Source organism: Serratia oryzae, from assembly GCF_001976145.1.
Lineage (GTDB): Bacteria > Pseudomonadota > Gammaproteobacteria > Enterobacterales > Enterobacteriaceae > Chania > Chania oryzae.
Genome location: NZ_MOXD01000004.1, coordinates 114,650 through 127,705, shown reverse-complemented (window position 1 = coordinate 127,705; position 13,056 = coordinate 114,650). Strand labels below are relative to the sequence as shown.

The window sequence follows — 13,056 nt, the reverse complement described above, 5'->3', positions numbered from 1 at the left end:
AAGCATTCAACCGGTAAGAATGCAAGGTCGAGACTGTTTACATGTTAAACAAATCACAAGTTCGGCCGCTTGGCTCACTATCGGCAGTTAACATATTAACAATTAAGAGTTAGTCGCATAAAAAGCGTTGGTTCACCTCTAAAGGCTGAATTATGCTGTGATTTCCATACTGACGTGTACCGAGGAGAAATCATGACCACTAGCCTGATGATAGCTAACCGGCAGACCTGGTTAGGTAGCGGCAGTATCCAGCAATTGCTCCCTTTGTTGCAGACTGAGCCCCAGCCCACACTGCTGTTCACCTGCCATTCATTTATCAATGGCCCGATTTACTCTTCGCTGGCGGATGCGCTGATGTCGCTGCTGGTTGGCAGCGAAGTTGTTGCTCATGAAGCTTCGCCGCAAGAGATCGATGCCTGGGTCGCACGCTGGCGTGGCAAGGTAAGAAGAGTGGTCGCCATCGGTGGCGGCAGCGTCCTAGATGCCGCCAAAGCCTTTGCCGCCCTCGTCGAACACCCGTTGCCAACGCTGCGCTATATGGAAAAAGTCGGCGACAGCAAAGTCAGCGGTGCTACGCTGCCGGTGATCGCTATTCCAACCACCGCGGGTACCGGTAGCGAGGTAACGCAAAATGCCGTGATCACCGATACCCGGTTCAGCAAAGTCAAAGCCTCTTTACGCCACCCCAACTTCGTACCGCAGGTGGCGATCCTCGATCCCGATCTGCTGAAAGGAGCACCGGACCAGGTGCTGGTCTATTGCGCCATAGACGCCTTCACTCATCTGTTTGAGTCTTACCTGTCTAAAACGGCCAGCAGCCTGTCACGCGCTATGTCGCTGGCCGGTATTCAGCACTTCCTCAGCGCCTGGCCGATGCTGAAGCACAGTGATGAAGCCAGAGAGGCCATTATGCAGGCGTCCTATCTGGGTGGCCTAACGCTGAGTATGGCTGGGCTGGGGGTGATCCACGGTATTGCTGGCGAGATTGGCGCACTGCGTGACTACCATCACGGCCAGGTATGTGGCCGCCTGCTGTTACCCTTCCTGGAATTGCTCGATGGCAGTGAACACCCGCAGCAGCGTGCGCTGATGGCGGAGCTTGCTCAATATTTGTTCCCTAAAGAGCAAGACAGCCCAGAGCGTTTCCTGATCGACTTCATTACCCGCCATGCGATTATCCCCTTCTGGCAGAACGATTTACCACTCACCCGTGAGGAGTTGGCCATCGTTTTAGAGAAGTCGAACAGCAAGAACTCCTGGGTCACCTATTCAGAACAACAGCGGCAACTGATGATCGAAGAGGCATTCCCGATTGCATGATAATATACCCGTCATATTTCAAGTTGCCTGTGCGTTGGCTGCATTCGTTCACCCCAGTCACAGCGTTGTCTATGCTACTGGGGACTCACTTGCCGCCTTCCTGCAACTCGAATTTTTAGGGTAAAAATAGTGAGAGAAAGCCTATGAGCATTATCGACTGGATTTTAACCGGCATCGCGGTGGGGCTGATCGTCGGGGCGCTGATCAAGATCTTTGGCAAAAAAAAAGAGCAATAAACCTCAATCCCCTCTCCCCGCTCGAGAGGGTCATTCAAATCCGGCTCAGGCAATCCAGCGCCACTGCCTTGAAGCTGTCGAAATTATCACTGCCCAACAGGCGGCTCATCGAACGTTCGCGCACAAAGGTAACGAACAGATCGTAAATCGCCATCGCCTCTTCATAATCACGCTTGCTGATCGCCAACAGGAATACCACATGAGCGATCTCTCCCTCTCCCCAAGCGATACCCTGCGGGGCTAACAAGGTGACGACCACGGTCTTTTTCGCCAGCAGGCCTAGCGAGTGTGGCAAGGCAATGCCCTCACCCAGCAGGGTGGAAACGATCGCTTCACGCTCTACCACGGAAGGGTAGAAATCGCTGCCCACGTAATCTTCCTGCTCCAACTGGGTACAGACTTTTTTAAACAACTGCTCCTGTGTCAGCGGTTCGTTGACAATCATGAAATGATTGGCGTCGAAGAATTTTTCCAGCATATACGGCTTGGTACGATCCACCAGCACCAGCTTGCCCAACTGTTCGAGCTGATATTCGGTCGGGAAAGGTGACATCACCACCACCGGTTTATTCTTCTCGCTGATACGCGCGTTTGAAATCACGAAATCCTCTTCGATCTGGCTAAGGATCTCGTAATCGCGCAGCGAAACAATGCGCGTCATCACCAGTTGCGGATACTTGCGGGCAATCTGCGCCTGAATCATGCGCACCGTGGAGTTGCCGGTATCGCACACCAGCATCACCTGCGGGTGGCGCTCATAGCCGATATTGTAATGCCGCTCCAGGCCGACGCCGATATGCAGCACCAGGTAGCCGATCTCATTCTCACTCAGGGTATAAGGCGTGTGTTTCCCCCAGCTCGATACCGCCGCCAGCGTGACGTCGTAGGCCATCGGATAGTGCTGCTTGATGTTGGTCAGCAGCGGATTCGGGATCGTAATCTGGTACTTCACCCGGGTTATCATGGTCTTGATATGGGTGAGCAGATCGGCGCGCAGCTGTTTGTCACCCTGCAGATTGTAGTTATAGTGCGCATTGATGTAGGACAGGATGTAATCCACCAACGCCTCTTCATCATCGGCATTGATCTCCGTCGGCTGCACTTCCTGCACGCGCCGGGCGGCAATATTCACCCGTAAATAGGCCTCTTCGGCCGCCGAGATCTCTTTGCCCGCCGCCTTGCGCAGTTCGCTCGCCAAGCGGCAAGAGGCCTTGCGCACCGCATCATCGCCGTCCTCAACCTCAAAATCCGGCAGCGGATAGCCATCAATAATGCGCTGCAGCGCAACGGCACAATAGAAAATCAGGTATTGCTCGCCTTCATCCGTCAAGCGGATGGCGTATTGCGTCAGCAACGGATGCAGCAGCTCGGCAAAGGTCACCACCTGCGGCTGATGCAAGATCTCATTGTTCAGCAACGGGTTTTCCGGATCGGCCAGATGCAACTGAAACAGCAGGTCGGTCAAGCAGGCGCGGATCGCCATTTCAGAGCCAAACAGCTTCATGCCATAGCGCGGTTTGGTTTCAATGGTTAACTGGTAACGTGCCAGGTGCTCTCTCACCTCCGCCATATCGTTTTGCAGCGTGCCGCGGCTGACAAACCATTCGTCAGCTAAATCTTCCAGTTTGAGGGAAAAGGCCGAGGTCAAAAAACGCACCAACAGATAATGCACCCGCTCCTGCGCACTGCGCGGGGTAGCCTGTTTTTTACGCTCCTGATGCTGCAAGGCGCTGAACAGCGCCGCGTCATCCACCTGCAGGCGATAACCCGCCCCACGGTTGTGCACAAAACGCGCGCCGTATTTTTCCAGAATGTCATTCAGCGCTGTGATATCCGCACGCACGGTTCGGGTAGACACGGCAAAACGCTTTGCCAGTTCTTCCTGAGGTAGCGTCTCAGACTGCAAAGCATCGAACAGATAAGCCAAACGTGGGTAGGGGAAACGCACCATTCTCTTTCCGTTATTAACGTGCCCGTCCGTTCACACAGGACGGGCAACAGGTTAAGGCATTAAACACCATTTGCGAAAAGGGCAGCCGACCAACGTGTAAATTCTCAACAACGTTGAGTTTACCGCTCTGTGAGCAACGTTGAAGCGAGTGGTATCATCGCTGCGTGGGTTCATTTTGCCCTCGGCCCTAGCGCCAAGCCAGCAGACGGTGTGAGGGGAAAATACCACACTCGGCGTACTGCGTTAACCCACCAGCTTTTTGGTCATCGCCAGCAGGGTTTTCACATCCTGCGGGCGGGTATTGCCACTGGCGGAATCAATGATGGAGCTGTAAATATGCGGGATCACCTGCTTCACACCGGCGGCCAGCGCGATCTCCATAATGGCTTCGTAGTTTTCCAGATCGATGCCCCCGGTCGGCTCCAGCAAGAAATCATGTTCGGCACAGGCCTGCGCCACATACTGGAATTCCTCTTTGTGCTTCAGGCCCCCCATCGGGAAATACTTGATCGAGCTGCCGCCCATATCTTTCAGCAGGGCGATCGCAGTTTCTACCGGCACGATGCCGTCTGGTGCCTGCGCACTCAGCGGCCCGGTGGAGATTTTTACCAGGCCCACGCGGCCAGTTGGGGAAACCAGGCCATTGACCACGGTTTCGCGCTGCCCCAGCAGCGCACGGCTGGCACCAACGCCGGTAAACACCTGGTTCACATGCTGCGGCTGCACCTTCCAGGCGATCTGGCTGACCATATTCGACTGCTTCGGATCGCCTGCCCCCAAACCGATGGAAAGCGCGTTTTCGATCAACCGGGCATAACGCACCATATCAGCTACCGCGCTGTCAACGTCCGGGTAGTCTTTGGAAAGCACCCCCACCAGTACATGCCCCTGGGCCGCATCGTAGATTTCTTGCGCGTTGTTTTTCGAACCGGCCAGCACGTTCAGACACACGCGGTCTTTATAGTAATTCGGCTTCAGCTTCATGCTTGTTGCTCCGTAAACAGATTTTTAATACAGGTGAAGACGGTCATCAGTTGCTGTTCGTTGACGCTGCGTACATCCACTTCGATCTTGCCTTCGTTGGCTTTATAGCCACGGAAATAGATAGCGATATCGCCCGTTTTCAGCCGCTGCACGATGTCTACGGTCGACATGCCCAGCACCGCCTCATCAAAGGTAATTTCCGCCCTGGCGATATCGCGTCCCGCGCTGTCCCACACGGTTTTTGCGCTGACACCGTTCAGGGTATTGAGATGGGTGATAAACGGCGTCATGCGCTCCACCATCTGCGCACCGCTGGTTTTCTCCAGCCGCAGATAGCTTTCAATCGCCTGCGTCAGCCCCAGAATGCCCTCTTTGCCGATCTTCATCGCGCGGCCAATACCGTTGGACTGCTGCTTCACCCAGGCAACGTACTGTTTTTTACCGATCACCAAACCGCTGGTTGGCCCCTCGATCGCCTTGGCACCGCTGTAGATCACCAGGTCGGCCCCCATCTGGTAGTAGCACATCAGATCTTCTTCGGCCGCCGCATCGACGATCAGCGGCAGGTTGTGCTTGCGCGCCACCGCCGCCGCCTGCTCCACCGAGAGAATGCTTTTCTGCACGCAGTGGTGGGATTTGACGTACATGATGGCCGCCGTTTGCGGCGTGATGCAGGCTTCGATCTGCTCAGGGGAGCATTCGTTGGCATAGCCCGCTTCAACTACTTTGCCGCCGCCGAGGGCGACCATGGTGTCTACTGGCGCACCAAAGTTAACGTTATGGCCGCGGGGCAACACGATCTCACGTGGTTCATTCACCGCAGCCGAGTGCAGATTGACCAGCAGGTTGGCGTTATCTTTAACGATCACCGCCGCCACCGACTGGGCAATACCGGCAGAAGCGCAGGAGACAATCACCGCATCTTCCACGTTCAGCAGGTCAGCAATATAAGCGCCGGTCTTGTTCACCAGATCTTTGATTTCAAAGTAATGGTTCAGGCCGTAATCCACGGCGTCAATCACCTCCTGGCGCGGCGTGGAAACCCCCAGAATGGTCATGCGACCAGACGTATTGATCACCTGTTTTAAATTATATTTTTCATAGACTGAAGACATCGGCAGCTTTCCCTTCATCGGTTAATAGGACTTCCCCGGCCACCACGGCGGCCAGCGGCACCAGCAGTTGTTCAGCGCTGACCGACTCCCCTTCGGAATCAGCAAACACCTGCGGCGCGGTGCGAAGTTCAAAAATGGTCAAATCGGCGTCAAAGCCAGGCTTCAAGCGCCCTTTGGTGGTCAGGCGCAGCGCCGCAGCGGCATTTTCCGTGACGCAATCAATCACCTGCGGTAATGAAAGCCCAACGCTAAAGAACTTGGACATCACCGTCGCCAGGCTGTAAACCGGGCCGCTGATGCGGTTGCGGCAGTAGATATCGGAACTGATGGTGTGCGGCAAAATGCCCAGCGCGATCGCCTGTCTGGCGACCGCAAAACTGAAGCTGGCCGTGCCGTGGCCCACATCCAGCAGCACCCCGCGCTGCAACGCGCGCTGGATCGACTCGCGCAGCGTACCGGCTGGGGTCAGGATGCGGTTCGGTTTGCCGTTATAGCAGTGGGTAATGATATCGCCCTGGGTCAGCAGATCGGCAATCTCGTCCAGATCCGGCGGGTTGTTACCGATATGCACCATCAGCGGCAGTTGATGGTTTTCCTGCTGGATCTCTTTCGCCAGCACCAGCGGTTGGGTGCCATTCTGCCCCACCACGCTGCTGCTCATGCGCGCCTTGATGCCGATGATAAAACCCGGTTTGCCGTCGATGGCTTTTTTGACTTCCTGCTTATTGATATCCGCCATATCCGCCAGCTCATTCTGCCGCAGCAGGCCGATGCGCGAGATATTGAGAAAGGCAAATACGTTGGTTTTGGCACTGCGCGTCAGGGCGTAGAACTCATCGATATCGTCGGTGCCGGTGCTGCCCGCATCCACCACGGAGGTGACACCGCTGACAACCCCAACCCGATCCGGTTCATCATGGTAGATCGGCGAAGAGGGGTAGCAGTGTACGTGCGAGTCGATCCAACCGGCGCTCAGGTAATAATTCCCCGCCAGATCCCGTTGCTGATGCGCACCGGCGTCTGCTGCCACCTGCCCCACGGCAGCAATTTTGCCGTCTTGGATGGCCACATCGGCCAGGGTGCCATCCACCAGCTTGGCGCGGCGAATGATTAGGTCATACATACTTCGCTACTCCCTTTCGCCCCGAAGGATCTCCAGCGGGGCGAAATTTTGATTAAGAAATGGCTACCGGGAAGATCGCGCCTAAAATCATCGCCCCCAGGATCGCACCACCGGTGATCGGCTTGCCCCAGATGTAGAACAGCAGGGCTCCCAGCAGGGAACCGACGCCGATCGGAATCGAAGCGGCCATGGCAGACAGGATGATCAACGGCCCCAGGAAACGCCCAGAGGAGTTACCCGCGCCCATCATCACGTCTGCGCCGTAGGTGGAGTTGCTCTGGTTGATGGTGAATTTACGCGCCAGAATAATCACGTAGCCAATCGCCAGACCGATCACCAGGCCGGTCACCAACGAGGCCGCAAAGTTAGCCACCGGGAAGACGATCCCGGCACCGAGCAGCAGCGCCGGAACGCCGAGGCCGACACCGGTCTGAATCGCCCCGCCGATATCCAGGATCCCCACCAGCGAACCTTCGATGATGCGGGCAAACAGGAAGCTGGCACCAAACGCCGCCACTGCGCCATACACCCCGGTATCCATGCCAGCACGCAGCATGGAGACAAACGCCACTTCGTTAAATGCGCCAATGCCGTACAGGTAATACATATGCGTCCCGGCAAATACGCCGGAAGAGAGCAGGCCAACAAAAATCGGGAACGACCAGTCGGCGTACCAGAAGCCTTTTTGAGTTTGTGTTTCCATCATCCAGCTCCTTATTTACCGCTCAGGGTGTTATGAATGGCATCCAGCCAGCCTGGCACGCCAAGGCTGAAGGACTCGAGGAATTTCAGATCAAAGCCGCGGAAGAAGCCACTCAGCACGAACAGCAGCACGATCACCGTCATCATGATCTTGGTGACTTTGTTCCAGCCGCTTTCTTCGACGCCTTTACCGATCAGGATCCCCAGCACCAGCCCTGGTACGGCGTTACCCATAATCAGCTGCGCCAAGCCGCCAAAGATGGTGCCCCAGAAGCCGGAACGCTTGCCGGCCTCGATCGCCGCCAGCCAAAAGATCACCGGCATCACGGTATTCACCAGCAGGTTGGCGGCTGGCACCAGCACCTTGATCGCCGTTACCTGCAAGGCAGCAGGCACTGCAGATGCGGTGGTGTTAAGGAAGGTTACGACCAAGATGCCAATGATGCCGCAGGCGATCGCCATTTTTTTCGGATCGTGCAGCGTTTCAGCCAAGTTACGGTTCTTGATCATCAAAGCCGCAGCCCCCCAGTTGGGGATAATGCGGTGATCAACGTCCTGCGTGAAGGCACCCGCCGCCACGGAAGACGCCCAGGCGTTGAAAAAGAAGCCCAGACCAAATGAGAAGTGAGAGGCTGGATCGCCTTCGCAGGAGTTCAGCTCACCCAAGGTGCGGAAAGCACCCATACCCTGTGTCGTCGGGGCATGGAACATACGCGCAGCACCGGCACCGACGCCGACACCCACCAGCCCACCGATAATAATCGACTTAAATAAGATGATTAAAAACATTAACATCCCCTTTTATGCTATATCCATTCTCTTTCATTTGTTGTTGACCAATAACACAACGGTTTGAAAGAGGTTGGGTATAACGTTTTATTTGGTGGTGAAAACCACTTTTTCGGTATTGATGATCGTCACATTCACGGTTATTTCTAAAGAGACGGCATAACTCTTTCTTTCTCGCGGCAGAAAGAAAAACATAAATTTCTCTTTAGTGATTTTCTCTTCCGCTTTTAATATTCTGACGTCCTGTGGCTCAATACGCAGTAGAATATTGCTGGTAGACTTTAATATTGCCCCCTGCACATTCGCCAAGGCGGAAGCAAAAGCTTTCGCCTTGCTGTCGCCTTTACCTTCTACCTTTACCGAGGTGGTATATTGTTCTTTCATTACGCGCTGCCGTATTTCTTGATATAGGCTTCCACTAGCTTCTGGCCCAACTCCTCTTTATCCATAAAGCCAAAACCTAATACGTTATAGCCCTCGTTGATCGCCGTTACGCCTTCTTCCACAGAGCGCATGCCATATTTAGCTTTATAACCATGCTTGTTTTGTGCCGTGATCGCACCGGCACCGCCGCTGCCACAGAAGGAAATCCCCATCTGCGCGTTTTCCGCTTTCATCACGTCACCCAACTTCATATCTGCCGCTACGCCTGGGATAACGATCGCTCTGCCGCCCGCATTTTCAATGCCCACGCCAACTTTCTGACCTTTACCCAGACGATCGCCAATCACTACGGTAATTTGACCCATGGTATTCTCTCCTGATTAAATTTAATCCAGTATCCCCTGCATACTTCAGCAACTCGAAATACTTGGGATATAAAACTTATTGGTTATTATCTTTAGCTACTTCAAAATGCACAGAAAGTAAATAAGCTTCTTCGATAGGCAACGTAGCAAATTTACCCACAACCCGTTCGGCCATTTGCATTGATTCTGCAGAGATCTCGTCAAACAACGATTTATCCACTTCCGGCAAAGGTTCACCGGTTATCGAACGCAATACCATGGCGCGAATATGTGACTCCAGCATTTGCTGTTGCACCGCATTGGTAAAAATATTCTCCGCACTCAGCATTGCGGTGATATCTGCTAGCACCTGCGCGGTGATCGTCGCCGCCTTGCTGATATCAGCCTGTTCAATTTCACTTACCGAAGCAGTTCCTTCATTCACTTTTCAGTCACCCCTGGTTTCGGACATTAATCTGTAAGTTGTAAAGTGCATCATCGAATAATCCACTTTATCGGATGCCTTTACCCTAACCTTAAGGGCATTTCCTGTGTAGTCTGTTTTTTTCCAGTTCAAACTGGAAATTGAGTGACAGTTGGGGATCCATTTCGCAAAACGGTTCTTTTGCCAATAAGTTAATTAAATTACAAAAAGATAGCGCAATGGCCACTTTACAGTGGGCAAAAAACCAGCAAAAAACTTCGTGATCGGGATCTCTTCCTTTTCCGTGCCTAACCGCCTACTATCTTAAGTAGGACAAATTGCTATTTCTTACACCCCCGCACCCAAAGGCGCGGGGGTGTTGCTTTGTGTTGTTTTTCCGAATTTACAGGCGCAGAAAGGGTGCCTTTTGATTTGACTGGAGAGTGGAATGACCAAACCAACCATTACCATTAATGAGCTGGATGCGGAACGCCTGGATGCCCTGCTGGCACAGCCTGCCTTTGCCAACACTGACGTCGCAGCCGCGCTGAATGCCGAACTGGATCGCGCAGATATCGTGCCACCATCGCAGATCCCAGCCAATGTCGTTACCATGAACAGCCGCGTGCGTTTCCGCGATCTGCATACCGCAGAAGAACACATACGCACGCTGGTATACCCGGCGTCGCTCAAAGACAGCAACGAACAGCTTTCCGTGATGGCACCGCTGGGCGCAGCCTTGCTGGGTATGTACGTGGGTAAACAAATTACCTGGAAGCTGCCAAACGGCGAAGAGGCACGGATCGAAGTGCTGGAACTGCTGTATCAGCCGGAAGCGGCGGGTGAATATCACCGCTGAGAAGCGCAGTGACAGAAAGCACCGGCATAGACGGGCGGCAGAAACGCCGCCCGCTGCTGGCTTTAGCGGAACTTCTTATGATTGGTATCACGGGTTTGCTTGAACTCCTGCGCAACTTTGCGCGCCTCTTCAAGTTTACCCTGATTCGCCAATGCCAGTGACTGATCGATCTGCCCGATTAACGTGGTCATCCCCTGGCGGAAATCCTTCATTTCAGCGCTGTCATGCGCCTTACCTTTCAGCTTAGATGGCGTGCCTTTCTCGGCGCTGACCGCAGCTGCGCGCATGTTCTCCAAGCTCAGCTTCAACGTCTCAACAGAATCGGTTTTCAATACGGTTTTATAATTACTGGCGATGGTGTCCATATCTGTTTCCAGATCGGACGCCATCAACGCCGAACTCGCACCCAACAGCGTCAATGCTACTAATGCTTTCAATGCTTTTTTCATACTCACCTTCCAGTTATTGTTTTATTCAACCCACAGATAACATAGGCAGAGAACGATAAATTCGAAACCCTATATTTGTAAGAGAGGCTAAAAAGGGGACTCGGCCGACAGAACGCCGGCCGAAAAGGCTTGATTACTGACCGGCAATCTTCATTTCTGGCAGCAGAATAGAACCGCATTGGATGTTACTGCGGGTTTCGATATCGCTGCCAATACTGACAATATTACGCAGCATATCTTTCAGGTTACCGGCAATGGTGATCTCACTGACTGGATACTGGATCTCGCCATTTTCCACCCAGAAACCGGAGGCACCGCGCGAGTAGTCACCGGTAATGCCGCTAACCCCCTGTCCCATCAGTTCGGTCACGACCAGGCCGGTCCCGAGCTGCTTGAGCATCGCGGCAAAATCGTTACCCTGCCCGGCAATGCGCCAGTTGTGGATGCCTCCCGCATGCCCGGTGCTGCGCATGCCCAACTTGCGCGCCGCGTAGCTGGTCAGCAACCAGGTTTGCAGCACGCCGTCTTTGACAATATCGCGGCGCTCGGTACGTACCCCTTCACTGTCAAACGGCGTGGAAGCCAGCCCTTTCAGCAGATGCGGATGTTCTTCAATGGTCATCCATTCCGGCAGGATCTGTTTGCCCAATGAATCCAGCAGGAAGGTCGATTTGCGGTAAACGCTGCTGCCGCTGATGGCACCAACCAGATGGCCAAACAGCCCGGTTGCCACTTCAGAAGCGAATAAGATCGGTGCTTTCATGGTGGCCAGTTTGCGCGGCGAAAGGCGCGCCAGCGCACGGCGAGCACACTCCTGGCCAACCCACTCGGGGCTTGCCAGATCGCCCATAGCACGGCCGATGGTATAGGCGTAATCCCGCTCCATATCGCCGTTGTGCTCGGCAATGACGCAGCTGGAAAGCGAATGACGGCTGGAGCAATAGCTTTGCAGCATGCCGTGGCTGTTGCCGAATACCTTAATGCCGTAATGGCTGTTGAAACTGCCGCCTTCGGTATTGGTGATGCGCCTATCCGCCGCCAGCGCAACCTGCTCGGCGCGCGCCGCCAGCTCGATCCCGCGCTCGGCATCCAGTTCGGTCGGGTGGAACAGATCGAGATCCGGTGCCTCAAACGCCAGCAGATCTTTTTCCGCCGGGCCCGCGTGAGGATCTGGCGAGGTATAGCGGGCAATATCCAGCGCCGCCTGCACGGTGCGGGAAATGGCATCCGGGCTGAGATCGGTCGAAGAGGCACTGCCTTTACGCTGGTGGTAATAAACGGTGATACCCAACGCGCCGTCGCTGTTGAACTCAACGTTTTCCACCTCACCAAAGCGCGTACTGACGCTGATACCGGTGGTTTTGGTCACGGCAACTTCTGCCGCATCGGAACCGGCACGCGCCAGTTCTAAAGCCTGTGAAACGGCTTGTTCCAGCGCTTTGCGCTGTTCTGCAACTTGAGTGACTACTTTCATCAATCTGCCATAATTAATCAGAAAATCGCTGAGAAAAGTGCCGTATCGGCGCAATGCCCGTCCGTTAAGCAGCATCATCGGCGCAATGCTAACAGCGGCGCCCCCTCTCCCTGTGGGAGAGGGAACTGGCTAGCCTTAACATACCGGCATTACCGCATCGGCGTGGTTTTGCGCGCTATAACGCGCCAAAATAATTTCAAGCAGTGCTTGCGAAAAACCAGCAGCAGCAACGCAGAACACCGCCTAATCTATTTTTGAGTCTAACAGGAACTGTGTTGAATTTCGCATAATGTCAGCAACCTGTTAGGATTAGCCTCTTTTTAACGGAGCCTACCATGAACAAACAGCCTGAAGACTGGCTCGACGATGTCCCTGAGAACGAAAATGAGGACGATGACGAGATTATCTGGGTCAGTAAAAGTGAAATTAAGCGTGATGCTGAAGCGCTGAAAGACTTGGGGACCGAGTTGGTCGAACTGGGTAAAAATGCGCTGGAACGCATTCCGCTGGATGAAGACCTGCGTGCCGCCATTGAGCTGGCGCAGAAGATCAAAAAAGAAGGCCGCCGCCGCCAGATCCAACTGATCGGCAAACTGCTGCGCGCCCGTGATGTCGAGCCGATTCAGACCGCGCTGGATAAGCTGAAGAACCGCCATAACCAGCAGGTTTCACTGTTCCACAAGCTGGAAGCGCTGCGCGATCGCCTGGTGGAAGAAGGTGATGATGCGATCCCCTCGGTGCTGGATCTGTATCCAGAGGCCGATCGCCAACAGCTGCGCGCGCTGGTGCGTAACGCGCAAAAAGAGAAGGCCGCTAACAAGCCGCCGAAATCGTTCCGCCAAATCTTCCAGTACCTGCGCGATCTGGCCGAGGCGCAACAGTGATCGTCAGCAGCATCACCG

The 13,056-nt window shown here is 54.3% G+C and carries 14 protein-coding genes; 3 read left to right on the top strand and 11 right to left on the bottom strand.

What is annotated here, in order from left to right; all coding sequences use genetic code 11:
* Window positions 1–192 precede the first annotated feature (192 nt).
* Window positions 193–1,320 carry an iron-containing alcohol dehydrogenase gene (locus BMI79_RS08945; protein ID WP_076941799.1) on the top strand — a complete coding sequence of 376 codons (1,128 nt, stop codon included), beginning with the start codon at window positions 193–195 and terminating at the stop codon, window positions 1,318–1,320.
* Between the two features lie 270 nt (window positions 1,321–1,590).
* Here BMI79_RS08945 and BMI79_RS08940 read toward each other — a convergent pair whose 3' ends face one another.
* The 9 genes from BMI79_RS08940 to BMI79_RS08900 form a co-directional block, all read right to left on the bottom strand.
* Complete coding sequence (locus BMI79_RS08940) at window positions 1,591–3,507, bottom strand: BglG family transcription antiterminator (RefSeq protein WP_076941798.1); 1,917 nt, start codon at window positions 3,505–3,507, stop codon at window positions 1,591–1,593.
* A gap of 243 nt (window positions 3,508–3,750) precedes the next feature.
* Window positions 3,751–4,491 carry a 2-dehydro-3-deoxy-phosphogluconate aldolase gene (gene dagF, locus BMI79_RS08935; protein ID WP_076941797.1) on the bottom strand — a complete coding sequence of 247 codons (741 nt, stop codon included), beginning with the start codon at window positions 4,489–4,491 and terminating at the stop codon, window positions 3,751–3,753.
* A complete protein-coding gene (locus BMI79_RS08930) occupies window positions 4,488–5,606 on the bottom strand; it encodes a DgaE family pyridoxal phosphate-dependent ammonia lyase (protein ID WP_076941796.1) in 1,119 nt (372 codons plus the stop codon). The genes dagF and BMI79_RS08930 overlap by 4 nt, the downstream gene beginning before the upstream one ends.
* Complete coding sequence (locus BMI79_RS08925; RefSeq protein ID WP_076941795.1) at window positions 5,590–6,729, bottom strand: amidohydrolase/deacetylase family metallohydrolase; 1,140 nt, start codon at window positions 6,727–6,729, stop codon at window positions 5,590–5,592. Before BMI79_RS08925 ends, BMI79_RS08930 begins: the two co-directional genes overlap by 17 nt.
* A gap of 52 nt (window positions 6,730–6,781) precedes the next feature.
* Window positions 6,782–7,432: a DUF4310 family protein gene (locus BMI79_RS08920; RefSeq protein WP_076941794.1), complete on the bottom strand. Its 651-nt coding sequence runs from the start codon at window positions 7,430–7,432 to the stop codon at window positions 6,782–6,784.
* A gap of 11 nt (window positions 7,433–7,443) precedes the next feature.
* Window positions 7,444–8,220 (bottom strand): DUF4311 domain-containing protein, encoded by a 777-nt coding sequence (locus BMI79_RS08915; RefSeq protein ID WP_076941793.1) that lies wholly within the window; start codon window positions 8,218–8,220, stop codon window positions 7,444–7,446.
* A gap of 87 nt (window positions 8,221–8,307) precedes the next feature.
* Entirely contained in the window at window positions 8,308–8,604 is a 297-nt protein-coding gene (locus tag BMI79_RS08910) for a DUF4312 family protein (RefSeq protein WP_076941792.1), read from the bottom strand.
* Window positions 8,604–8,969, bottom strand: coding sequence for an SFCGS family glycine-rich protein (locus tag BMI79_RS08905; RefSeq protein ID WP_076941791.1), 366 nt, complete (start codon window positions 8,967–8,969; stop codon window positions 8,604–8,606). The genes BMI79_RS08910 and BMI79_RS08905 overlap by 1 nt, the downstream gene beginning before the upstream one ends.
* 76 nt (window positions 8,970–9,045) lie before the next feature.
* Complete coding sequence (locus tag BMI79_RS08900) at window positions 9,046–9,393, bottom strand: glycine dehydrogenase (RefSeq protein ID WP_076941790.1); 348 nt, start codon at window positions 9,391–9,393, stop codon at window positions 9,046–9,048.
* Between the two features lie 427 nt (window positions 9,394–9,820).
* On the opposite strand from BMI79_RS08900, the gene rnk reads away from it, so the two are divergent.
* Window positions 9,821–10,231 carry a nucleoside diphosphate kinase regulator gene (rnk, locus tag BMI79_RS08895; RefSeq protein ID WP_076941789.1) on the top strand — a complete coding sequence of 137 codons (411 nt, stop codon included), beginning with the start codon at window positions 9,821–9,823 and terminating at the stop codon, window positions 10,229–10,231.
* 62 nt (window positions 10,232–10,293) lie between these two features.
* Here rnk and cybC read toward each other — a convergent pair whose 3' ends face one another.
* Window positions 10,294–10,680 carry a cytochrome b562 gene (gene cybC, locus BMI79_RS08890; protein ID WP_076941788.1) on the bottom strand — a complete coding sequence of 129 codons (387 nt, stop codon included), beginning with the start codon at window positions 10,678–10,680 and terminating at the stop codon, window positions 10,294–10,296.
* 133 nt (window positions 10,681–10,813) lie between these two features.
* Window positions 10,814–12,154: a metalloprotease PmbA gene (pmbA, locus tag BMI79_RS08885; RefSeq protein WP_076942059.1), complete on the bottom strand. Its 1,341-nt coding sequence runs from the start codon at window positions 12,152–12,154 to the stop codon at window positions 10,814–10,816.
* A 335-nt stretch (window positions 12,155–12,489) separates the two neighbouring features.
* Between pmbA and yjgA the strand changes: the two genes are divergently transcribed.
* A complete protein-coding gene (gene yjgA, locus BMI79_RS08880) occupies window positions 12,490–13,038 on the top strand; it encodes a ribosome biogenesis factor YjgA (protein ID WP_076941787.1) in 549 nt (182 codons plus the stop codon).
* Window positions 13,039–13,056: the final 18 nt, after the last annotated feature.

Excerpts from the sequence above, each read along its gene's own strand:
- BMI79_RS08905 (WP_076941791.1), bottom strand. The coding sequence starts at position 8,969 with ATGGGTCAAATTACCGTAGTGATTGGCGATCGTCTGGGTAAAGGTCAG.
- BMI79_RS08940 (WP_076941798.1), bottom strand. The coding sequence starts at position 3,507 with ATGGTGCGTTTCCCCTACCCACGTTTGGCTTATCTGTTCGATGCTTTG.
- BMI79_RS08910 (WP_076941792.1), bottom strand. The coding sequence starts at position 8,604 with ATGAAAGAACAATATACCACCTCGGTAAAGGTAGAAGGTAAAGGCGAC.
- BMI79_RS08925 (WP_076941795.1), bottom strand. The coding sequence starts at position 6,729 with ATGTATGACCTAATCATTCGCCGCGCCAAGCTGGTGGATGGCACCCTG.
- BMI79_RS08930 (WP_076941796.1), bottom strand. The coding sequence starts at position 5,606 with ATGTCTTCAGTCTATGAAAAATATAATTTAAAACAGGTGATCAATACG.
- rnk (WP_076941789.1), top strand. The coding sequence starts at position 9,821 with ATGACCAAACCAACCATTACCATTAATGAGCTGGATGCGGAACGCCTG.
- pmbA (WP_076942059.1), bottom strand. The coding sequence starts at position 12,154 with ATGAAAGTAGTCACTCAAGTTGCAGAACAGCGCAAAGCGCTGGAACAA.
- cybC (WP_076941788.1), bottom strand. The coding sequence starts at position 10,680 with ATGAAAAAAGCATTGAAAGCATTAGTAGCATTGACGCTGTTGGGTGCG.
- BMI79_RS08945 (WP_076941799.1), top strand. The coding sequence starts at position 193 with ATGACCACTAGCCTGATGATAGCTAACCGGCAGACCTGGTTAGGTAGC.
- dagF (WP_076941797.1), bottom strand. The coding sequence starts at position 4,491 with ATGAAGCTGAAGCCGAATTACTATAAAGACCGCGTGTGTCTGAACGTG.
- yjgA (WP_076941787.1), top strand. The coding sequence starts at position 12,490 with ATGAACAAACAGCCTGAAGACTGGCTCGACGATGTCCCTGAGAACGAA.
- BMI79_RS08920 (WP_076941794.1), bottom strand. The coding sequence starts at position 7,432 with ATGGAAACACAAACTCAAAAAGGCTTCTGGTACGCCGACTGGTCGTTC.
- BMI79_RS08915 (WP_076941793.1), bottom strand. The coding sequence starts at position 8,220 with ATGTTTTTAATCATCTTATTTAAGTCGATTATTATCGGTGGGCTGGTG.